The sequence below is a fragment of the Arthrobacter sp. YAF17 genome, assembly GCF_052113365.1.
In the GTDB taxonomy this organism is placed as follows: domain Bacteria; phylum Actinomycetota; class Actinomycetes; order Actinomycetales; family Micrococcaceae; genus Arthrobacter.
In genome coordinates, this window is the sequence record NZ_JBFRDB010000024.1 from 45,763 (window position 1) to 64,825 (window position 19,063).

29 protein-coding genes and 1 tRNA gene are annotated in these 19,063 nt (G+C 66.5%); 19 read left to right on the forward strand and 11 right to left on the reverse strand.

Going from position 1 to position 19,063, the window contains the following annotated elements; translation table 11 throughout:
• The first annotated feature begins 57 nt into the window (after nucleotides 1-57).
• Together AB4Y67_RS16750 and htpX are read left to right on the forward strand one after the other, a co-directional pair.
• Nucleotides 58-1,329, forward strand: a complete 1,272-nt coding sequence (locus tag AB4Y67_RS16750; protein ID WP_441406887.1) for an MFS transporter — start codon at nucleotides 58-60, stop codon at nucleotides 1,327-1,329.
• 49 nt (nucleotides 1,330-1,378) lie between these two features.
• Nucleotides 1,379-2,251 carry a zinc metalloprotease HtpX gene (gene htpX / locus AB4Y67_RS16755; RefSeq protein WP_441406888.1) on the forward strand — a complete coding sequence of 291 codons (873 nt, stop codon included), beginning with the start codon at nucleotides 1,379-1,381 and terminating at the stop codon, nucleotides 2,249-2,251.
• Between the two features lie 317 nt (nucleotides 2,252-2,568).
• Here the strand turns inward: htpX and AB4Y67_RS16760 are convergent, their stop codons facing one another.
• Nucleotides 2,569-3,060 carry a YajQ family cyclic di-GMP-binding protein gene (locus tag AB4Y67_RS16760; protein WP_441406889.1) on the reverse strand — a complete coding sequence of 164 codons (492 nt, stop codon included), beginning with the start codon at nucleotides 3,058-3,060 and terminating at the stop codon, nucleotides 2,569-2,571.
• A 201-nt stretch (nucleotides 3,061-3,261) separates the two neighbouring features.
• Here AB4Y67_RS16760 and AB4Y67_RS16765 point away from each other — a divergent pair, with 201 nt between their 5' ends.
• Nucleotides 3,262-3,516 carry a hypothetical protein gene (locus AB4Y67_RS16765; protein WP_441406890.1) on the forward strand — a complete coding sequence of 85 codons (255 nt, stop codon included), beginning with the start codon at nucleotides 3,262-3,264 and terminating at the stop codon, nucleotides 3,514-3,516.
• 150 nt (nucleotides 3,517-3,666) lie between these two features.
• Nucleotides 3,667-3,748, forward strand: a tRNA-Tyr gene (locus tag AB4Y67_RS16770).
• 303 nt (nucleotides 3,749-4,051) lie between these two features.
• On the opposite strand, the gene AB4Y67_RS16775 is transcribed toward AB4Y67_RS16770, so the two are convergent.
• Nucleotides 4,052-4,537: a tetratricopeptide repeat protein gene (locus AB4Y67_RS16775; RefSeq protein ID WP_441406891.1), complete on the reverse strand. Its 486-nt coding sequence runs from the start codon at nucleotides 4,535-4,537 to the stop codon at nucleotides 4,052-4,054.
• 153 nt (nucleotides 4,538-4,690) lie between these two features.
• On the opposite strand from AB4Y67_RS16775, the gene AB4Y67_RS16780 reads away from it, so the two are divergent.
• From AB4Y67_RS16780 to AB4Y67_RS16790, 3 genes are all read left to right on the forward strand, one after another.
• Nucleotides 4,691-4,936, forward strand: a complete 246-nt coding sequence (locus AB4Y67_RS16780) for a hypothetical protein (protein ID WP_441406892.1) — start codon at nucleotides 4,691-4,693, stop codon at nucleotides 4,934-4,936.
• Between the two features lie 275 nt (nucleotides 4,937-5,211).
• Nucleotides 5,212-5,667, forward strand: coding sequence for a DUF6325 family protein (locus AB4Y67_RS16785; protein WP_441406893.1), 456 nt, complete (start codon nucleotides 5,212-5,214; stop codon nucleotides 5,665-5,667).
• Between the two features lie 32 nt (nucleotides 5,668-5,699).
• Nucleotides 5,700-6,020 (forward strand): SHOCT domain-containing protein, encoded by a 321-nt coding sequence (locus AB4Y67_RS16790; protein ID WP_441406894.1) that lies wholly within the window; start codon nucleotides 5,700-5,702, stop codon nucleotides 6,018-6,020.
• A gap of 108 nt (nucleotides 6,021-6,128) precedes the next feature.
• On the opposite strand, the gene AB4Y67_RS16795 is transcribed toward AB4Y67_RS16790, so the two are convergent.
• From AB4Y67_RS16795 to AB4Y67_RS16810, 4 genes are all read right to left on the reverse strand, one after another.
• Entirely contained in the window at nucleotides 6,129-6,626 is a 498-nt protein-coding gene (locus AB4Y67_RS16795; protein WP_441406895.1) for an SRPBCC family protein, read from the reverse strand.
• 13 nt (nucleotides 6,627-6,639) lie between these two features.
• Nucleotides 6,640-6,972: an ArsR/SmtB family transcription factor gene (locus AB4Y67_RS16800; RefSeq protein WP_441406896.1), complete on the reverse strand. Its 333-nt coding sequence runs from the start codon at nucleotides 6,970-6,972 to the stop codon at nucleotides 6,640-6,642.
• A 52-nt stretch (nucleotides 6,973-7,024) separates the two neighbouring features.
• Nucleotides 7,025-7,291: a hypothetical protein gene (locus AB4Y67_RS16805; protein WP_441406897.1), complete on the reverse strand. Its 267-nt coding sequence runs from the start codon at nucleotides 7,289-7,291 to the stop codon at nucleotides 7,025-7,027.
• A gap of 122 nt (nucleotides 7,292-7,413) precedes the next feature.
• Nucleotides 7,414-7,602, reverse strand: coding sequence for a hypothetical protein (locus tag AB4Y67_RS16810; RefSeq protein ID WP_441406898.1), 189 nt, complete (start codon nucleotides 7,600-7,602; stop codon nucleotides 7,414-7,416).
• A gap of 131 nt (nucleotides 7,603-7,733) precedes the next feature.
• Here AB4Y67_RS16810 and AB4Y67_RS16815 point away from each other — a divergent pair, with 131 nt between their 5' ends.
• On the forward strand, nucleotides 7,734-8,027 hold the full coding sequence (locus tag AB4Y67_RS16815) for a hypothetical protein (RefSeq protein WP_441406899.1): 294 nt from the start codon (nucleotides 7,734-7,736) through the stop codon (nucleotides 8,025-8,027).
• A 57-nt stretch (nucleotides 8,028-8,084) separates the two neighbouring features.
• Entirely contained in the window at nucleotides 8,085-8,678 is a 594-nt protein-coding gene (locus AB4Y67_RS16820; protein WP_441406900.1) for a DinB family protein, read from the forward strand.
• 9 nt (nucleotides 8,679-8,687) lie between these two features.
• Here the strand turns inward: AB4Y67_RS16820 and AB4Y67_RS16825 are convergent, their stop codons facing one another.
• Nucleotides 8,688-9,047 carry a VOC family protein gene (locus AB4Y67_RS16825; protein WP_441406901.1) on the reverse strand — a complete coding sequence of 120 codons (360 nt, stop codon included), beginning with the start codon at nucleotides 9,045-9,047 and terminating at the stop codon, nucleotides 8,688-8,690.
• A 123-nt stretch (nucleotides 9,048-9,170) separates the two neighbouring features.
• On the opposite strand from AB4Y67_RS16825, the gene AB4Y67_RS16830 reads away from it, so the two are divergent.
• Nucleotides 9,171-9,347, forward strand: a complete 177-nt coding sequence (locus AB4Y67_RS16830; protein ID WP_441406902.1) for a DUF1059 domain-containing protein — start codon at nucleotides 9,171-9,173, stop codon at nucleotides 9,345-9,347.
• Nucleotides 9,348-9,415: 68 nt separating this feature from the next.
• The gene (locus tag AB4Y67_RS16835; protein ID WP_441406903.1) at nucleotides 9,416-10,498 is read left to right on the forward strand and encodes an EAL domain-containing protein; all 1,083 of its coding nucleotides are present in this window, start codon (nucleotides 9,416-9,418) and stop codon (nucleotides 10,496-10,498) included.
• Between the two features lie 6 nt (nucleotides 10,499-10,504).
• Here AB4Y67_RS16835 and AB4Y67_RS16840 read toward each other — a convergent pair whose 3' ends face one another.
• Both AB4Y67_RS16840 and AB4Y67_RS16845 read right to left on the reverse strand, forming a co-directional pair.
• Nucleotides 10,505-10,942 carry a DUF1810 domain-containing protein gene (locus AB4Y67_RS16840; protein WP_441406904.1) on the reverse strand — a complete coding sequence of 146 codons (438 nt, stop codon included), beginning with the start codon at nucleotides 10,940-10,942 and terminating at the stop codon, nucleotides 10,505-10,507.
• Nucleotides 10,943-10,946: 4 nt separating this feature from the next.
• Nucleotides 10,947-11,564 carry an ANTAR domain-containing response regulator gene (locus AB4Y67_RS16845; RefSeq protein ID WP_441406905.1) on the reverse strand — a complete coding sequence of 206 codons (618 nt, stop codon included), beginning with the start codon at nucleotides 11,562-11,564 and terminating at the stop codon, nucleotides 10,947-10,949.
• A 184-nt stretch (nucleotides 11,565-11,748) separates the two neighbouring features.
• Between AB4Y67_RS16845 and AB4Y67_RS16850 the strand changes: the two genes are divergently transcribed.
• The 4 genes from AB4Y67_RS16850 to AB4Y67_RS16865 all read left to right on the forward strand — a co-directional run bounded on the left by AB4Y67_RS16850 (nucleotide 11,749) and on the right by AB4Y67_RS16865 (nucleotide 14,214).
• A complete protein-coding gene (locus AB4Y67_RS16850) occupies nucleotides 11,749-12,480 on the forward strand; it encodes an MgtC/SapB family protein (protein WP_441406906.1) in 732 nt (243 codons plus the stop codon).
• Between the two features lie 89 nt (nucleotides 12,481-12,569).
• Nucleotides 12,570-13,193: a hypothetical protein gene (locus tag AB4Y67_RS16855; RefSeq protein ID WP_441406907.1), complete on the forward strand. Its 624-nt coding sequence runs from the start codon at nucleotides 12,570-12,572 to the stop codon at nucleotides 13,191-13,193.
• Nucleotides 13,194-13,212: 19 nt separating this feature from the next.
• The gene (locus tag AB4Y67_RS16860) at nucleotides 13,213-13,755 is read left to right on the forward strand and encodes a GNAT family N-acetyltransferase (protein WP_441406908.1); all 543 of its coding nucleotides are present in this window, start codon (nucleotides 13,213-13,215) and stop codon (nucleotides 13,753-13,755) included.
• Between the two features lie 54 nt (nucleotides 13,756-13,809).
• On the forward strand, nucleotides 13,810-14,214 hold the full coding sequence (locus tag AB4Y67_RS16865) for a VOC family protein (protein WP_441406909.1): 405 nt from the start codon (nucleotides 13,810-13,812) through the stop codon (nucleotides 14,212-14,214).
• Between the two features lie 46 nt (nucleotides 14,215-14,260).
• Here AB4Y67_RS16865 and AB4Y67_RS16870 read toward each other — a convergent pair whose 3' ends face one another.
• Nucleotides 14,261-14,749, reverse strand: coding sequence for a GNAT family N-acetyltransferase (locus tag AB4Y67_RS16870; RefSeq protein WP_441406910.1), 489 nt, complete (start codon nucleotides 14,747-14,749; stop codon nucleotides 14,261-14,263).
• Nucleotides 14,750-14,806: 57 nt separating this feature from the next.
• Here AB4Y67_RS16870 and AB4Y67_RS16875 point away from each other — a divergent pair, with 57 nt between their 5' ends.
• The 3 genes from AB4Y67_RS16875 (at nucleotide 14,807) to trxA (ending at nucleotide 16,685) form a co-directional block, all read left to right on the forward strand.
• Entirely contained in the window at nucleotides 14,807-15,547 is a 741-nt protein-coding gene (locus tag AB4Y67_RS16875; RefSeq protein ID WP_441406911.1) for a Type 1 glutamine amidotransferase-like domain-containing protein, read from the forward strand.
• 10 nt (nucleotides 15,548-15,557) lie between these two features.
• Complete coding sequence (locus AB4Y67_RS16880; protein ID WP_441406912.1) at nucleotides 15,558-16,103, forward strand: acyl-CoA thioesterase; 546 nt, start codon at nucleotides 15,558-15,560, stop codon at nucleotides 16,101-16,103.
• A 168-nt stretch (nucleotides 16,104-16,271) separates the two neighbouring features.
• Nucleotides 16,272-16,685: a thioredoxin gene (gene trxA, locus AB4Y67_RS16885; RefSeq protein ID WP_224047339.1), complete on the forward strand. Its 414-nt coding sequence runs from the start codon at nucleotides 16,272-16,274 to the stop codon at nucleotides 16,683-16,685.
• A gap of 125 nt (nucleotides 16,686-16,810) precedes the next feature.
• On the opposite strand, the gene AB4Y67_RS16890 is transcribed toward trxA, so the two are convergent.
• Nucleotides 16,811-17,089 (reverse strand): putative quinol monooxygenase, encoded by a 279-nt coding sequence (locus AB4Y67_RS16890; protein WP_441406913.1) that lies wholly within the window; start codon nucleotides 17,087-17,089, stop codon nucleotides 16,811-16,813.
• 101 nt (nucleotides 17,090-17,190) lie between these two features.
• Between AB4Y67_RS16890 and AB4Y67_RS16895 the strand changes: the two genes are divergently transcribed.
• Entirely contained in the window at nucleotides 17,191-18,867 is a 1,677-nt protein-coding gene (locus AB4Y67_RS16895) for an AMP-binding protein (RefSeq protein WP_441406914.1), read from the forward strand.
• Nucleotides 18,868-19,063: the final 196 nt, after the last annotated feature.

A 19,063-nucleotide genomic window follows, 5' to 3' on the forward strand; every position in this document is an offset into this window, starting at 1 on the left:
GGGTCTGCGCGCCACCTGCGTCTCATCAGGCCCACACGCCCCACTAGAGTGTCCCGGGTGGGGAAATATCTGGCGGACATCACGCCCTTGCGCGAGAGTCCGGCATTCCGCCGCCTGTGGCTGGGGTCCGCTGTCGCCGCCCTGGGCAGCCAGCTGACCCTGGTCGCCGTGAGCCTGGAGGTCTACCGGCTCACCCAGGACAGCCTCTATGTGGGCCTGTTGAGCATTTTCGCCCTCGTCCCGCTGGTCTTCGGCGGCCTGCTGGGCGGCTCGATCGCGGACGCCCACGACCGCCGCAAAGTGGCGCTCCTGGCTTCCTCGGTGCTGTGGCTGACCACCGCCTGCCTCGCCCTGCAGGCCTGGCTGCAGCTGGGCAACGTCTGGGTGCTGTACGTCCTGGTTGCGGTGCAGAGCGGCGCGCAGGCCATCAACCAGCCGGCCCGCAGCGCCATCATCCCGCTGCTGGTCCGCAAGGAGCTCCTGCCGGCCGCCAACGCCCTGAGCATGATCAGTTTCGGCCTTACGCTGACCGCAGGTCCGCTGCTGGCGGGGCTGCTGGTGGCCACGGTCGGGTTCGCCTGGACCTACACGATCGACGTCGGCACCTTCGCGTTCGCGTTGTGGGCGCTGCTGAAGCTTCCCCCCATGCCGCCGGGGGAACATGCGCGGCCGGCGGGACTGCGGTCCGTCGTCGAAGGCTTCCGCTTCCTCGGCACGCGCCCCAACCTGCGGATGACCTTCATCATCGACCTCGTCGCGATGATCTTCGCCCAGCCCCGGGCGCTGCTGCCCGCGATCGGCGCGGTGATGATCGGCGGCGGCGAGGCCACAGTGGGGATCCTGCTCGCCTCCACCGCCGTCGGCGCGTTCCTGGCAGGGCTTTTCTCGGGGCCGCTGGGGGCGGTCCGGCGGCAGGGGACCGCCGTCGTCTGGTCCGTGATGGGCTGGGGCGCCTCGATCGCCGGCCTCGGCCTCGTCGTTGTGCTCGCGGGGAAATCCGGGGCCGACGGCGTCACGTGGTGGCTGCTGCCCGCCGCCGTGTGTTGCGGGCTGGCCGGAATCGCCGACTCCGTCAGTGCCGTCTTCCGCACCACGATCCTGCAGGCCTCCACGCCGGACCATCTTCGCGGCCGCCTGCAGGGCGTGTTCATCGTGGTGGTGGCCGGCGGACCCAGAGTGGGGGACATGCTCGCCGGTGGTGGGACTAAAATTCTGAGTGAAGGCTGGGTCCTGCTATTGGGCGGTCTTTTGTGCATCGCGGTGGCCTGGGCCGTGGCGCACTGGCAGTCGGGCTTCCTGAAGTACGACGCGCGGAACCCGGTGCCGTAGCGGAACGTTTTCCGGGTGTGGGTCCACAGCGGGACGACTTGGAGGAACAGTGCATCAGCATCACAACGGACTGAAGACCGCGGCCCTTTTCGGAGTGCTGTGGGCAGTGCTCCTGGGCCTCGGCGCGCTGATGGCCTCCAGCCTGGGCAGTTCCGCGCCGATCTGGATCATGGCGCTGGTCGGCGTCGCCACCACTGCCTACGGCTACTGGAACAGTGACAAGATCGCCATCCGGTCCATGCAGGCTTATCCGGTGACAGAGGCCGAAGCGCCCCAGCTCCACCAGATCGTCCGGGAGCTCTCCGCCACGGCGCAGCAGCCGATGCCGCGGATCTACCTCTCACCCACGATGGCCCCGAACGCCTTCGCCACCGGCCGGAACCCGCAGAACGCCGCCGTGTGCTGCACCGAGGGCATCCTCCGGCTGCTCGACGCCCGGGAACTCCGCGGCGTGCTGGGTCACGAGCTGATGCACGTCTACAACCGGGACATCCTGACCTCGTCCGTCGCTGCCGCCGTCGCCGGCGTCATCACCTCGGTGGCGCAGATGTTCCTGATCTTCGGCGGCGGCGGGGACCGGCGCAACGCCAACCCGATCGCCGCGATTGCCATGGCGCTGCTGGCGCCGTTTGCCGCCTCGCTGATCCAGATGGCGATCTCCCGGACCAGGGAGTTCGACGCCGACGAGGACGGTTCCAAGCTCACGGGGGACCCGCTGGCGCTCGCCTCAGCCCTGCGCAAGATCGAGCAGGGCGTGCAGCTCGCGCCGCTGCCGCAGGACCAGCGGCTGGTCAACGCCTCGCATCTGATGATCGCGAACCCGTTCCGCGCCGGCGGTGTCGCGAAAATGTTCTCGACGCATCCGCCGATGAGTGAGCGCATCGGCAGGCTGGAGCGGATGGCCGGCCGGCCGCTGGGGTAGCTCGGCGGTTACGGGGTGCATCCGTCCGGGGGCGCTTTCTGCCCGGCTTTCGACGACGGCGCCTCAGCTGACGGCGTGTCCGCGCCAATGTGCCCCCGGAGCGCAGTCGCGGCCGCGGTGGCTGCCCTGGATCTGGGCTCCCAGGTAGTGCGCGGGCTGGAAGATGCCCGGGTGCGGCGTCGTGGGTGGCGCGGCGACCCGGCAGTTCCCCGACGCGCAGGTGGATTCATGACACGCAAAAGGGCTGCCGACGCGGGTATCCCCGGTGCGACAGCCCTTTAGTGCAGCGTCAGGAAATCTGAGCCGCGGAGGCGGGGCTAGCTGCGGAAGTTCACGAACTGGAGGTCGGCCTCGTCGAAGCCCTTCAGCAGGTTCATGGTCTCCTGGAGATCGTCGCGGGACTTGGACGTCACGCGGAGTTCGTCGCCCTGGATCTGCGACTTGACGGACTTGGGCCCTTCGTCGCGGATGAGCTTGTTGATCTTCTTGGCGAGGTCCTGGGCGATGCCCTCCTTGATGGTGGCCTCGAGCCGGAACTCCTTGCCGGACGGGTAAGGCTCGCCCGTGTCCAGGGACTTCAGGGAGATGCCGCGGCGGATGAGCTTGGACTGCAGCACGTCCAGGACGGCGAGCACCCGCTCCTCGGAGTTGGCCTTCATGAGGATCTTCTCGCCGCTGAAATCGACCTCGGCGCCGACGCCCTTGAAGTCGTAACGCTGGACCAGCTCCTTCTGCGCCTGGTTCAGTGCGTTGGCGACTTCCTGCTTGTCTACCTTGCTGACGACGTCGAATGTGGATTCGCCTGCCATGACTGTCCTCCTGATGGTTGGGGGTGTGCCCGGTGAAGGGCCATCGTGTCTGCAATCCAGCCTAGTACGGATGCCCTGGTTGTGAAGGTCGGCGGGACGTTGTCGCGTTCACAGTCCGCTCAAAGCTGAGTCAGGGCGGGAACGAAGATTCGCCCGGCAGAGTTGCAGGAGTTGGAAGAGTCACTCGAAAGGTACAAATCCATGCAGCACAAGGCCGTCCGTTATGTCATCCGTTCCACCGCTGCCGCCGCAGGCGGATTCGCGACGGCCGCGACGTCTGTGGCGGCGGCAACGCTGGCGGCCTCGATCATCTTCAGCCCCGCCGCTGATGCCTCCTCGAGGCTGGACGGGGTCCACGCCGATCTGGCGCGCGCCGTGCAGCTGAACCAGATCACGGAGGAGCAAGCCGCGAAGTTCGAGTCCAAACTTGCCGGCCGCATCCTTGGGGATGCCTGAATTTCCGGGCTTTTTGATGCCACAGAGCGCCGATTCGATTCTTCGGCGGAAGTTCTGTAAAGTTGTCTTGCCCGCGGTTACTGGAAGCGGAACGGACTGGAAACAGGCGTTCTGAAGATGGAAGCCGCGAGTGATCTTCTTTTGAAGTTCGGCAGATTACCCGAGCGGCCAAAGGGGGCTGACTGTAAATCAGCTGGCAACGCCTACGGGGGTTCGAATCCCTCATCTGCCACCCTTGGAAAAGCCTCCGGAACCACCATGTTCCGGAGGCTTTTTCTTTGCCCGCTGGAGGGTTGCGCATGCAGGTCAGTGCGGATCGGCGCCGCACAACATGCGCCCGGATCTGCCCTTAGGCATCGCGTGAGTCACCCCGCGCGCTTTGGCCACCGGTGCGCTATGCAAACGGCTGCGGGCGGGGGCACGTTGACACGGACACTCCGCGGACACAGAACCCTAAGGCCGGAACGGTGTTCAATCCCGCCCCGGACGGCGGACGGCGGGCGGCGTTGTTCGGAGCCCCGGTCGGTTCCGAGCCCTAGTCTTCAGTCAGGAGTCTCGCGTAGTTCGCCATGGAGCGCTGATACCGGGGCAGGTGGGGGATGAGGGCTTCGAGCGCGACACGGAGGGCCTCATCGTGCCGTCCGGCGTCCCGGAGGGCCAGGGCCCTTACTGCGCTGGGTGCCCCGCCCAGCGCGTGTGGATCGGCGCGGGAGAGAATTTTCAGCGCCTCGTCGGGATGGCCGAGTGCCCGCTGCGAGCTGGCCATCTGCACATGGGCGCGGGTGTGCCGGACGGGGTCCAGCCCGGCAGCCAGCCCCGCCTCGTAAAACGCGACAGCGCTGGCGGTCCGGCCGGTGGAATCGCGGATGCAGGCGCGTTCAAAATGTGCCCGGCCGTCCGACGCGGGCGAGGCGGCTGCGAGCCCGTCAAGCTCGTCAAGGATGTCCTCCCCATCCCCCGGCGATGCTTCGAAAGCCGTCCAGAAGTCGGCGATACGGCGTTCCCACTCGTCAATCGTCATGTGCAGATCCTACGTGGGCCCAGTGACCGGACCAGCCGGCTCCTGGCACCGTCCTTGGTCTGGTCGAATCCGGGCGGTTGCCTCCCTAACTCTGTGCCACGTGCTTAGCTGGAATCTCAGCGTAATGGCCGAGCGGGCCACCGATGACTCACCGTGCCCGGCGCAATCACCCATCTGCGGCATGACGACTACTGGCGCAACCGCACCGTGGCCGCACTCGCAGACTCCGGACACCTGTCCGGCGACTACCTCACTACCGGATTGGTTGGGGCGGCTGTGGTGGCCGACCCCGCTGTGCGCCGGTCCCGCCAGCTCGCCGATCCGAGCGTCAAACCTGACTCTTGCCAGCCTGCCGGCACCGTCACGCCGGACGGTTGTGGGCTCACCCGAAAGGGATGATGCGGCGGACGTTCGTTGGCGATGTAGTGGTCCCAGGAACACCCTGCTGAGAATCACATCTGCCTGCTATTCGGCCGGGCGTGGGACAGGAAGTACAAGAAGCATCACCATGACCCGGCAGCAACGCACCCTGAAGGGAGGCCGTCCAGGGCACGACAGGACCGGCTGCCCGCCGCGGGAATCACCCGACGGGGGTGGTTACCGCCCAGCACACAAAGTCCAGACTAAGACGAGCGCGCCGGACAGTGCGCTCGAACCAGAACGGAGGAATGCCAGTGACAACCACACCGGAAACCGAGGCCCACGGGCCGGTCGACTTCGTGCTCCTCGAGTTCCCCATGGCAGGGCTGACGGGCCGGGCAAGTGAGGAACTCATACGGCTCGTCGAGGAGGGTGTGATCAGGCTCTTCGATCTGCTCGTCGTCATGAAGAACGAGGACGGCACCGTGGAGGTGCTTGAGCTCACTGACCCAGGCGGTCCCGCGGAGGCGTTCTCATACTTCGACGGCGCGCACTCCGGAATTCTCGGCGACGAGGAAATCGCGGAAGCGGCAGACGCGATCCTCCCCGGGAGCCTCGCCGCGCTCATCGTTTACGAGAACATCTGGGCGGCACCTTTTGTGGCGGCTGTTCGCGAGAGCGGGGGCGAGCTCGTCGCGAGCACGCGGATCCCTGCCCCAGACGTGATGGCGGCGCTGGAGGCCCTCGAGGCCGAGTCACCCGTTGCCTGACCCACAAGACGCCACGCGAGAGGAGAAAGATTATGGGACTGCTTAGGGGTATGGCCCGGACAGCAGTGGTTGCCGGGACGGCATCTGCCGTCAGCGGCCGCGTCCAGCGCAGGCAGGCTTCCAAGTTCGCCGAGAAGGATGCCGCGACCGCGGCCAAGCAGCAGGAGGCCTACGATGCCCAGATGGCCCAGCAGCAACCCGTTTACGAGCAGCCGGCTCCACCCCCGCCCGCCGGCGGAGGTATCTCAAACGACGCCATCCAGCAGCTCAAAGAGCTCGCCGCGCTGAAGGAGCAGGGCATTCTCACGGAACAGGAGTTCGGGGCGCAGAAGGCGAAGATTCTCGCCGGGTAGTCACGTCGGGTAGTGCTATGACCCGAGAAAACACCCCCGCACCGGCCAGGGAAGGCACGTGCGGGGGTGTTTCCTCGCGAGTCTGCAGCCGGCACGGACCGGCTGCATTCAGCGGACGTTGGACCCGGCGAGGATGGCGTCGATCTGGCCCAGGGCCTGCTTTATCCCCTCTTCCATGCCCATGGCGAGGACCTGCTCCAGCGCATCGGCGGAGTCAAAGGTCGACACCATGGTCATCCGGGTGCGGTCGCCCACCGCCTCGAGCCTCATCACGGCATGGCTCGTGCCCATCGCGGGAATCGGATCGCCGTTCTCGTCGGCGAAACCGTCGTCGAACTCCAGGCGGTGTGGCGCCTCGATGGCGGTAAACCGCCACCAGCCCCGGCTCTTCTCGCCTTCGGGCCCGGTCATGTAGTAGCTGGCCTTGCCTCCGGACACGAAGTCGTGGCCGTCGAAGGTCGCGGGCCAGGTGGGTGGCCCCCACCAGCGCTCAAGCTGGCGCGGATCTTCCCAGACCTGCCAGACGCGCTCGACTCCCGCGTCGAACTCGGCGACGACGGTGAGGCTCAGGGTCTCGGCGTTTTTCTGCGAACTGATAACGGTCATAACGGAACTCTTCCTATCCCTCTGCGAGAATGTCGGCGATCCGGTCGGCCCGCTGCCGCCAGATCGTTTCGTAGTCATCGAGCAGCCGTCGGGCGCGTTGTAGGCCATCGTGGTGGGCCCGCACGATCTGCTCCCGTCCGCGCTTCTCCTTCGTAACGAGGGAGGCACGCTCCAGCACCGCCACGTGCTTTTGTACGGCGGCGAAACTCATGGCGTAGTGCTCTGCCAGCCCTGACACCGAATACTCGCCGGCAGTCACCCGCGTGACAATGTCCCGGCGGGTGGCGTCGGCGAACGCCTGGAACAGGCGGTCAATGTCGGCATCCCTCAACTGATCTACAACCATTTGGTTGTAGAATAATCCGCCCGTTCCGCCGTGTCAATGGGCTGCTGAGAGGCTATTTGCCCATGCCGGGGTGCACAGCAACGAACTCGATCTTGTTCGTGGGCTGCACCGTCTTTTTCGGCGCCCGGGAGAATCCCTTTGCGTCCAAGTGATTCCCTGCCCGGTACACGGCCATGGCCTCGTCATAGATCGCGTTGAGCCGCTGGCCGGAGAACTCCTCCGAGGATCCGTCGTTAAAGGTGACGGAAACGACGGCGGTGCCGGGGAAGTGCCGCTTCATGCGAATGAAGCCTTCGTCGTCCTGCTGGAGACTGATCAATGTGGTCCTGCCTTCGCTGTGGGGGACTTCCAGTCTCCCCCACGTTCACCGGTGTGTCCGCAGGGCAGGTGGCCGGTCGCGCGGAAGGCCCCTCGTGGAGGAGCCTTCCGTTGGTTTCCGGGCTATACCCTCTCGCGGGTCCGGCCGGCCTGCGCCGGATCCTCGACCGTGAATTCCCTGCTGCGGCGGGGGAAGGCCCAGAACTTGAAGTCAGGCGTTTCCGCCCGGGGCTCCGGGCGCGCCTTCGGTTCCTTTGCTTCATCCTTCTTGATGTCCCGCCGGAATTCCCTGTTGTACTGATAGCACATCACTGACCTCCTTATCGTGACTGCCACTTAATCCTCCTCCCCATCCCGCCCGGCGTCGATACCTTGCCCGGGCCTTCCGCTTTGGCTGGGGAACCGGTTTACTGAACCCTGACCGACACAATGGAGGGGGAACCATGAAGTCCAAGGGAACATGGCAGATCGCGGTGGGAAGCGCAGCCCTGGCCGCCACACTTTTTGTCCTGCCGACGCCGCTGTTTCAGGTGACTTCCGGCGTGGCCGATGCCGGAGCGACGGGTCTTTTCATTCTCGGGCTGGCGCTGCTGGCAGGCGGGCTGGGAATTCTTGGCTACGGGTTGTTCCGGCGTTCCCGCAATCTGAACACGGCGCGGAGCTACGCCACCAGGGAGCCGTCTTCACTGGACGAGGACCGTCCCGTCAACCCGCATGCGCTCCCCAAGACATTCTGAGCGGTTCCTCCGCTGACGTGACCTGGTCCCGAACGATCCTTCGGTAGAGTGCGCGTCATGGATGACAAAGCGATTCTGCACAGCTACCTGCGCACCCGGCGCGCCGACCTGCTCGGCAAGCTCGACGGGCTCAGCGAATACGACGTCCGACGGCCGATGACGCCGACCGGGACCAACCTGCTGGGTCTGGTCAAGCACGTGGCAAGCGTTGAACTCGGATACTTCGGCGACGTCTTCGGCCGGCCCAGCGGTGTGGAACTGCCGTGGTTCGCTGATGACGCGGCACCGGATGCCGACCTGTGGGTGACCGCTGACGAAACGCGGGAACAGATCATCGGACTGCACCGGCTCTCGGCAGCGCACAGCGATGCGACGATCGACGCGCTCCCGCTCGACGCCCCCGGACAGGTCCCGTGGTGGGCAGGGGAGCGGCGGCACGTGACCCTGCAGCAGATTCTGGTGCACATGTGCGTCGAAACGGCCCATCACCTCGGCCACGCCGATATCCTGCGCGAACTCATTGACCGGACGGCCGGCCAGCGCCCCGACGACCCCAACCTCTCCCAGCGGACCCCGGACGAATGGGCAGCCCACTGCGCCGCCATTGAAACTGCGGCCCGGCAGGCTTCGACGCCGGGGGACCGGCCCTAGCCTGGCGGGCTACGGGCGCGCGGTGTCCACCACGCAGAAGCGGTTGCCCTCGGGATCGGCCAGGATGACGTAGTCCGCATCCGCGGGACGCTTGCTCCATTCCACGCGGGTCGCGCCCAGGCGCAGCAGCCGGTCCACATCGCGCGTCTGCTGCTCCGAATAGAGGTCGAGGTGGATTCGGGGCGGGATCTGGACCTGGGCGGGGACGCGGTCCAGGGAGACATTGGGGCCGGGCCCATCCCTTGGCCCGAGGACAACGAAGTCTTCTTCGGGAGGCCGCCGCGGCACGTAGTCCAGAGCAGCCGTCCAGAAGTCCAGTTGGCGCTGGAGGTCATCAACACGGATGACGATGGAGCCAATCCTGATCATGGAGTCAAAGTACACCGCCGCAGCCGCCCACAACACCCGGTGGCCGATGGGCGGATATCGCCGGATTCCAGCCGGTAGCGCAGTAGGGTGGTGCACGTTCGCCGTCGAATATAAGGAGCCTTAGTGAAATCGTTTGCATGTGGTGACGTAGTGCCCGGTTGTGAAGCCAAATGGGTTTGCAGCACGGAAGATGAAATCCTGGTCAATGTCGCCGCCCACGCTGCGTCCGTGCATGGCCTGGTGGAACTGCCGGCCGAAGTGGTCCAGTCAGTCCACAAAGCAATCGTTCCGGTTAGTTGAGCAGTCCCGCGGCAGGCGGGTCAGCGTCCAGCGCCGGAGTGCCTCCGGGCCCGGAATGGGAAGAGCGCTTGGCGGCCGCCTGCCGCGGTGAAGGCCTGGCCGCGGCCTACCAGCCGATCGTCGACACGGCTCGTGGCACGGTAGTGGGCTACGAAGCTCTGGCACGCTTCCCGGGCCACGCCGAGAAGAACCCAGAAGTGTGGTTCTCGGCTGCGCGGGCCCATGGGCGATCCGCGGAACTGGAATCGGCGGCTCTGCGGACTGCGCTCGCAGCCCGCTCCACCTTGCCGCCCAACTGCTTCCTGACCCTCAACGTCTCACCCGAACTGCTGGCCACCGAGGAGATCCGGAGCGTATGGCGGAACGAGGGGAGCCTGGGCGGGATCGTCGTCGAACTCACCGAGCAGACCCCCATCGATTCCTACGTTGGGCTGGAACCGGACCTAAACCAGCTGCGTGCCGCCGGGGCGCTGATTGCCGTCGACGACGCCGGGGCCGGCTATGCGGGACTGCGGCACCTACTGTCGTTGCGTCCCTCGCTGATCAAGATCGACCGTGAACTGATCCAGGATGTGGACCGCGACGAGGCCAAGCGCGCGCTGATCGAGATGCTCGGCACTTTTGCCGGCAGGGTCGATGCGTGGATCCTCGCCGAGGGCGTGGAGCGCGTGGAGGAACTCGATGCGCTGGTCTCCCTCGGGGTCCCGCTGGTGCAGGGCTACTACCTGGCCCGGCCCGCGCCGTCGTGGGCCGGCATTGACCTGGACCTGGCCCACCGGCTCGCCTCGAAACCGCCGGTGACCCACAAGGCCGTCATCCGCGACGTCCTCGAAACCGCGACGACGGCCACCACCGCCGCGCTCGCCGCGGAAGCCTTCGCCCGGAACGCGGCGCTCCAGTCGGTGGTTCTGATCGGAGACCATCTCCGGCCTGTTGCTGTGCTGGACCCCGTCGCCGCTGGCCTGGGCATGGTGAGCCCGGGGATGCGCGTGAACCTGGACACCCCGCTGAGCGAGGCGCTGGCCCGGTCCATGACCCGCGCCGCGTCCAGCCGGTTTGAGCCACTTTTGGTGACGGATAACGCCGGCCGCTACGCCGGCGTCGCCCGCATGGAGCGGATGATTACCGCGATTGCGGCGCCGGGCGGGTAGCCCGGGTCAGTCCGGTCCGGCAAGAAGCCGGTCTGTGGCCGCATCGGGCAGCCCCGCGAAGTACTTGGTGAGAACCGTCCCGAACATGCTCTGCTGCGGGTCCGCCCGGAGGAAGAGCGTCATTGAGGAGTGCAACTTCCGTTCGTCGATGCCACCGAATATCTGCCCCGCGGTGCTGCCCTCGAGTCCGGCCACGACCCCGGCGCATTCAACCAGCCGAGGACCCAGCACCGCGTGCCGCAGGTAGGCTTGCGCTTCATCCATTCCGGTGACGGCATACTTCCGGGCGGTGGGGCTTTGCCCGAGGCCGGCGATCTGGGGGAATACGAACCACATCCAGTGGGTGCGCTTGGCACCTCCCCGGAGTTCGTCGAGGGCGCGCTGGTAGGTTGCGCCTGCGTCCTGGGCCAGGACGAACCGTTCCAGATTGTAAATGTCATCCACTGTGTCACTCCTCGAAGCGTGCGGTGAAGTCCGTATCGCCGGCGATGGAGGCCACCATTGCTGCCGCGACGTCCCGAATCTTCATGTTTCTGTTGTTGGACGTATTCCGCAAAATCTTGAACGCGGCATCCCGCCCGCACCGGTTCTGGGCCATGATCGCCCCGATTGCCATGTCGATGATGGTCCGCGACTGCATCGCGGCGGCCAGGTCCTCGCGGGACTCCCTGAGTTGGGAGATCCGGAGCGCCAGGAGCAGGGGCCGGGCGGCATCGGCGGCGAACCGGCGCGCTTCCGCGGCGTCTTCGGGGGAGAAGGCTCCAGGCTGCGGAGAGTAGAGGTTCACGACGGCGGAGTACTCCTCGTCGAAGTCAAGCGGGATCCGCAGGTTGCTGACGGATCCCTCTCCGGCGCTGCCCGCGTATGACGGGGGCTGCTTGCGACGGGTGACGGTGACGCCGCAGGAAACGTCGCGATCCGGACGGGACAGCCCTTCCGCCGCCAGGCGGGCCAGTTCGGCCAGGAAATCGGCGACGCCGGTGCTATCCACCACGAGTTCCAGAAGCGTACTGACGGTGTCGCCGAAGTTCTGTGACGTCGACGAAACGGCATTGTTCTCACGCATTGCGGCCCCCAAGTCCCCGCCGCGCGCTGACCAAACGGCGGCTTTGTTCCATACTAGGGCGGGGGATCCGCCGAAGGTAGGGCAGTGCCCGACGACGACTGGCGGCGGCCTTGCTAAAGTCACCTTAGGGACAGTGATCTCCGGCCGGTCAGCTGGCACCGACCGGCCCAGGAAGGCGGGCGGCATGTTCGAATTCTTCACCGACACAAGTCTGGTGGAAGCAGGCCTGCTGCTCGCGACGTTCGTGCTGTGTTCGCTGATCGGCATCGAGCGGCAGGTCCGGCAGAAAAGCGCGGGCTACCGGACCCATGTGCTGGTGGGGCTCGGCTCGTGCGCCTTTACCCTCGTGTCAGCCTATGGCTTCGCCTTCGTGACGGAGCCCGGCGCCGTCGTGGACCCTTCCCGCATCGCGGCCCAGATCGTCAGCGGAATCGGTTTCCTGGGTGCCGGCGTCATCTTCAAGGGAAGGGACGTGGTTCGTGGGCTCACAACGGCCGCCACCATCTGGGTTTCCGCCGCGGTGGGCATGGCCTGCGGGGCCGGGATGGTCTCCCTGGGCGCAGTACTGACGATTTTCCACCTTATTACCCTGTTCGTGGTTGCCCCAGCCGTCCGCAGAATCCCCTCCGTGGACAGAAACCGCGTGATGCATATCGACTACGCCGACGGCCAAGGGGTGTTGCGGCAAATCCTCGAAATCGCCACCACCATGGGGTTCAGTTCCTCGATTTTGCGTACCCGCAGGACCGGGGACGAGCAGAAGCCGATGGTCTCGATGGAGGTCAGGTTCTTCGGCCGCCATCCGTTGCGCAACCTCGTCCTCCCCCTCATGGACCTGCACGGCGTCGCAAGCGTTATTGTCCGTGGAAGCGATTCGAGCGAGGATGACGACGATGATGACGACGACGAATCCTGAGTCCTGAATTTGGGACGGAGGCGCCCCGCCATCTGAGCCGGTGCGGTTGTGTACCGGGCGGGGGTTGACGACGGTGCAAGGATGAGGGCATGTCCTTCTTTGACGACCTTCCAGCGCCTCCAGAGCGGCCGCGGCAGCCCAAATTCGTGGTTCCACCGTGGGCGGCTCCGCCGACGGATGAACTTCCTGCCCTGGTGCCCCTAGGCCTGTTCCTGCAGCGCAGCCAGCGGATGGTGATGGCCGTGAAGGGCGCGGAGGTTTACTCCACGGGCTGCGTGCTGGACCTCGTCTGGACGATCCGTCGGGGGACCGAGACCGACGCCGAATGGGGCTTGTTGACCGAACGGTGCTTCAACCGGCCGTCCTTCCGGTATGGCACGCAGGGCGGTGGCGGGGGATTCCGGCTCGGTGTGGCGTACCCCGACGGGGGCAAAGCCACGGCAGACGAGGGGCCCCGCTGGGGGATCGAGGGTGCCGACCCGGGGCCGGGACCGGTGATGACGTCGGCCGGGGGCGGCGGCGGATCGGGCAGTGACGATGAGATCACGTCGTCGGTGAAGTTCTGGCTGTGGCCGCTGCCAACACCTGGCGACCTGCGGATCGTGGCGCAATGGGCCGACGTCGGCATGGATCAGGAGTCCATCGTGGTCAGCGCGGACGTGCTGGCCTCGGCGGCGGGGCACGCCCAGCCGTACTGGCTCACACCGGGTTGAACCGGCGCGGAGCTTTCGGATGACCGTTAAGAGCGAACCCCTGGCCGGCACCGTCCGGATCCGGGTGTTGAGGGCCTCCGATGCAGAACTCATGTGCGCCGCCTACCTGCGAAACCGCGAACACCTGGCGCCCTGGGAGCCGCTACGGGCCGAGGAGTTCTTCACCGTGGACGGCCAGATGATGAGCGTCCAGTCCAAGCTGGCCCTGTTCATCGCCGGATCTGATGTGCCCTGGGTTCTGACGGACGCCGACGCCATTGTGGGGCTGATGACCCTCAGCGGCATTGTCCGGGGGCCGTTCCTCAGCGCCCACCTCGGGTACTGGGTGGACAAAGACTATAACGGGCGCGGGATCGGCTCGGCGGCCGTGGCTTATGCGATCGCCGCGGCCCGGGAGGAGCTGGGCCTGCACCGGCTGCAGGCCGCGACCCTGCTGCACAACGCCGCGTCGCAGAAGATCCTCAAACGCTCGGGGTTCACGGAGATCGGTGTGGCACCGGCGTACCTCAATATTGCCGGAGGCTGGCAGGACCACATCCTCTTCCAGCGCATTCTGTACTGAGGCCGCCGGTTTCGGGTACGAGCCAGGACCCCTCGGCCGTGCGAGACTCTCTGGATGAGTGATGAATCCCTCGGAGCCCTGAACCACGTCGAACTGTGGGTGCCGGACCTGGGCCGCGCCAAGGACGAGTGGGGCTGGCTCCTGGGCCGGCTGGGCTATCAGGAGTACCAGGCGTGGCCGGACGGGTGCAGCTGGCGGCGGGGGCCGACGTACATCGTCGTCGAGGAGTCCCCGGCCCTGAGCGGCCGGACGCATGACCGGACCGCTCCTGGACTCAATCACCTGGCCTTCAGCGCCGGGAACCGTGCCGGAGTGGACGCCCTGGCGGCGGACGCCGTCGGGCATGGCTGGCGTGAACTGTTCCCCGAAAAGTACCCGCACGCCGGCGGCCCGGACCACTTTGCCGCCTACCTGGTGAATTCGGACGGCTTCGAGGCCGAGCTGATCGCCGCGGACTGACGCTGCGCACGGCCAACCCTGGGGCGGCCCTGCGCGCCGCGCCGGCTCAGCGCACCATCCGAAGGATCCGGACCGGCGTCCCGGCCAGCTCATGCGACCCTGTGGCACCGTCGGGGACGAAACCGTTGCGGGCATAAAAGGCAAACGCGCGGGGATTGTCGTCGGCAATCCAGAGGTAGGCGCCGCCGCTGCCCACGGCTGCGTCCAGCAGCAACTGCCCCGCCCCCGAGCCGTACTGGCTGGCCAGCACGTAGATGCCCTGCAGCTCCCGTGGCCGGGGTCCGTCTTCATCACGGCCGGCCCCGGCGCTCGCCCAGCCGACGATCTCCTGTGCCCGGCAGGCCACCCAGGTGTCCGAGGCGGCGGCCGCAATTATCTTCCGCCACCGTGCCTCCCGCGGGCCGTGCTCCAACGCGGCAAGGGAGGCGGCCGGCAGCAGGTGGGCGTAGCACTCGCGCCAGGCCTGTATGTGTACGCGGGCGATGCCGGGGGCATCGTCCGGCACGGCTGCCCTGACGGTCAGGTCTGTTGTCATCCGGACAGCGTAATACGCCGGCGCCGCACCGGGCCGCGATCCGGGTACCTTGAAGCCATGAGCATCTTTCTGGTCGGCGGAGGCCCGGACACCACAACAACTCCCGTGATCTTCGACCAGTTCATGGCGGAGGTGGTGCACCGCACCGGGGGCAGCCGGACGCCGCGGATCGCCGTGGTTCTGGTTGACCACGAAGGCAGCGCCGCGTACTTCCTGCCCGCTTATCTGGATCCACTGCACCGCCGGACGGCGTGTGAAGTGGTGACCGTCCTGCTTCGACGTCAGGAACACGTGGACCCGCGGGTGTTCGACGGCGTCGACGCGATCGTCGTCGGGGGAGGCCCCACCCCTGTTTACGCCGAGGCCCTGGCGCCGGCCGGCGCCGCCATCCGCCACGCGGTGCAGGCGGGCGCTCCGTATCTGGGATTCTCTGCGGGTGCCATGATCGCGCCGGAGCAGGCGATAGTCGGCGGCTACCTGGTCAACGGCGCCGAGGTGTGTCCCGAGGACGCATCCGAGGGGCTCGGGGAAGTGGAGCTCCGCGAGGGGCTTGGCCTCGTGTCATTCGCTGTCGACGTCCACGCCGCACAGGCCGGCACGCTGGGGCGTGCCGTCGCCGCCGTCGTGCACGGCATGATCGGGAAGGCCGTGGCTGTCGACGAGAACACCGCGCTGGTGCTGCCCCACGCAGACCCGGGGGAGCAACGCGGGATCGGGGCCGGGAACTGCTGGCTGATCAGGGGCCCGGGACCCAAAGCCTCGGTTTCGATCCTTGGCAGCGTTGTTACCCGCGGGTAACATAGTTCCCATGCATCTGCTCCTGCGCACGCTCCTCCTGCTGTTCACGTCCTCGCGCCGCTCGCCGCTGAGTATCTGGGACACGTCCTCGCTGCCGCTGAAGGTCCTCCCGACTGACATCGACATCGCGATGCATGTCAACAACGGCATGTATTTTTCCCTGATGGACCTGGGCCGGTTCGACCTGATGGCCCGCAGCGGAACCTGGAAGGCCATGCGCCGCCGGGGATGGAGCCCCGTGGCCGCAGGGGAGACCATCGCCTTCCGCCGGTCGCTGCAATTGTGGCGGCGGTACACGATCGAAACGAAGATCATCGGCCTCGACGAGAAAGCCATCTACTTCGAGCAGCGGATGGTGGTGGACGGGGAAATCTACGCCCGCGCCTTCATCGCGACCCGGCTGGTCAGCAAGGGCAAGCCTGTCAGCCAGGAAGAGATCATCCGGGAGTTCGGGGCGCCCCCGGCGGACCTTGAACTGCCCGAATGGATCCACGAATGGCGCGAGACCAACGCCCTGCCCGGGGCGCGGCGGCCCGCGCCGCACGTCTGGGCCTAAGGCGCCGTACGCCCGGCCGCTGGTAAGCCCCGGCCGCCGCGGGTGCCAGCGTCCTATGCCCCGGGGCGGCGGACGGGCTGCGCCCGGGCGCCGGTGGGGGCCGTCACATGGGTGTGCCAACAGCGAAATGCAGGGGACAAGGCGGAGCCGCTCGCGTACCGTTGATCCATGGCTACCGTAGACATTACAGGTGAACAGTTCGCATCTACCGTCGAGGACAATGACATTGTCCTCGTTGATTTCTGGGCCGAATGGTGCGGCCCGTGCAAGCAGTTCGGACCCACATACGCCGCAGTTTCCGAGAAGCACCAGGACGTGGTCTTCTCCAAGGTGGACACCGAGGCCGAGCAGCAGCTCGCCGCCGAGGCCGGCATCACGTCCATCCCGACGTTGATGGCGTTCCGCGAAAAGGTGCTCGTGTTCTCGCAGCCGGGCGCCCTGAATGCCCAGCAGCTGGAGCAGGTGGTTGACGCCGTCAAGGCCCTCGACATGGAGGAAGTCCACGCACACGTCGCCCGGTCCCAGGCCGAGGCTGCCGCAGCGGCCGGCAAGCAGGACGGCAGCCAGATCCCTGAGGCCTAGCAGCCCGTCCGGATGGCATAGCGCAGACCCATACAGCAACGCGGGGTCACTCCGCGCCCATGATCCGGTGATCAATGGGCGCGGAGTGACCCCGCGTTGTCTTTGTCTTGGTTCTTAGCGCCGGGTCAGAGCTTCACAAGCTGGACCGGCTCGGCCAGCAGGGCGCTGAGGGACTCGTTGAGGTCCTGGACCGCGGTGCCTTTCGAGTGCTTGTCGAGATCCTCCTGCGAGGCCCACTGTTCGGTCAGCACCAGCTTGTCCTCGCTGGCCTGGGTGAGCTCATACCGGATGCAGCCGGGCTCGTTGACCACCTCGTCAATCGCGATCTCCAGCGCGAGCTTCACACGGAAGAACTCGCCGTCGTTGGGGATGAAGATGGCCTGCAGGTCTACAAGTGCGCTCATGGTTTTTACAATACCGGTCCGCGGCTTTCTGTCCCGAAGATTTCGTAGGACATCCAAGCTTCAGTCTTCTTTTGCCGGCCGAGTGTTGGTAGCGTCACACCATGCTTGCATACACAGCCGGGGACACTGACGTCCCGCTGCTCGAGGAAACAATTGGCGACAACTTCGAACGGATCGTGGCCAGATTCCCCTACCAAGACGCCTTGATCGAGGCCGCGGCGGTGCCGGGCGAGGAAGCCCGCCGCTGGAGCTATACCAAGCTGAACGACGACGTCGACCGCGTGGCACGAGCGCTGCTGGCCCTGGGCGTGGCCACGGGCGAACGGATTGGCATCTGGAGCCCGAACTGTGCCGAATGGACCATCCTGCAGTACGCCACCGCCAAGGTCGGGGCGGTGCTGGTCAACGTCAATCCTGCCTACCGCAGCCATGAGCTGGAGTTCGTGGTCAGGCAAAACGGCATGCGGATGCTGGTCGCGGCGCCTTCGGACCGCAACAGCGACTACACGGGCATGGCCCGGCGGGCGCTGGCCGAGTGCCCCGAGCTGCGCGAACTCGTGTTCCTGCCCGACGCGGGCCTGCCCGGCCTCACGGCCGGCGACCCGGAAACGGAAGCTGAACGGACCTGGGCGGAGCTGCTCAAGCGGGCCGACGACGTCGCCCATTCCGCGCTGAAGGCGCGGATGGCCGGGCTGGACCCCCACGACGCGATCAACCTGCAGTACACCTCCGGCACCACGGGGTTCCCCAAGGGGGCCACGCTCTCGCACTACAACATCCTGAACAATGGCTACTCGATCGGCGAACTGCTGGAGTACACCGAGCACGATCGGGTGGTGCTGCCGGTGCCGTTCTACCACTGCTTCGGCATGGTGATCGGAAACCTGGCCGCCCTGAGCCACGGCTGCGCCACCATCATCCCGGGCCGGGGCTTCACGCCCGCTGCAGCGCTGGAAGCCGTGCAGGACTTCGGCGGGACGTCACTGTACGGCGTGCCCACGATGTTCATCGCCGAACTCGCGCTGCCGGACTTCGCCTCCTACGACCTGTCCACCCTGCGCACGGGGGTGATGGCGGGCTCGCTGTGTCCCATCGAGGTGATGAACCGGGTCATCTCGGAGATGAACATGCGGGATGTGGCCATCTGCTACGGGATGACGGAGACCTCTCCGGTGTCCACCATGACCCGCAGTGTAGACACGATGGCCCAGCGCACCGAAAGCGTCGGCCGGACCATGCCGCACCTGGAGAGCCAGGTGGTGGACCCGGTGACCGGGGAGGTGTTGCAGCGCGGCGAGATCGGCGAACTGTGCACCCGCGGGTACTCGGTCATGAAGGGGTACTGGAACCAGCCCGACAAGACGGCCGAGGCGATTGACGCCGAGGGCTGGATGCACACCGGGGACCTGGCCCGGATGGACGGGGACGGCTACATCGTGATCGAGGGCCGGATCAAGGACATGGTGATCCGCGGCGGTGAGAACGTCTACCCGCGCGAGATCGAGGAGTTCCTGTACACCCACCCGGACATCCAGGATGTGCAGGTGATCGGCGTTCCGGACGCCAAGTACGGGGAGGAGCTGATGGCCTGCGTCATCCTCAAACCCGGGGCCGCTCCGCTGGACGCCGGCAGCCTGGCCGAGTTCTGCCGCGGRAAGCTGGCGCACTACAAGATCCCGCGCTACGTGGACGTGCGGGAGAGCTTCCCGATGACGGTCTCCGGCAAGATCCGCAAGGTGGACATGCGGCAGGAGGCGGTGGCCAAGCTGGGGCTCTGACAGCCAGCCAACCGCAACGCGGGGTCAGATCGCGCCCATAAAACACTCGCAGAATCATACGGTCGTTGCAACATCTGATTTTTTGGAGGTTGCCATGCCGAGTGGTTTTCGGGCGCCGGATGCGCTGAAGGATGAGTTCTTTTCGCTTCTGCGGCAGGGGGTGTCGGTCAAGGAAGCCTCTGCCCGGATTGGGGTG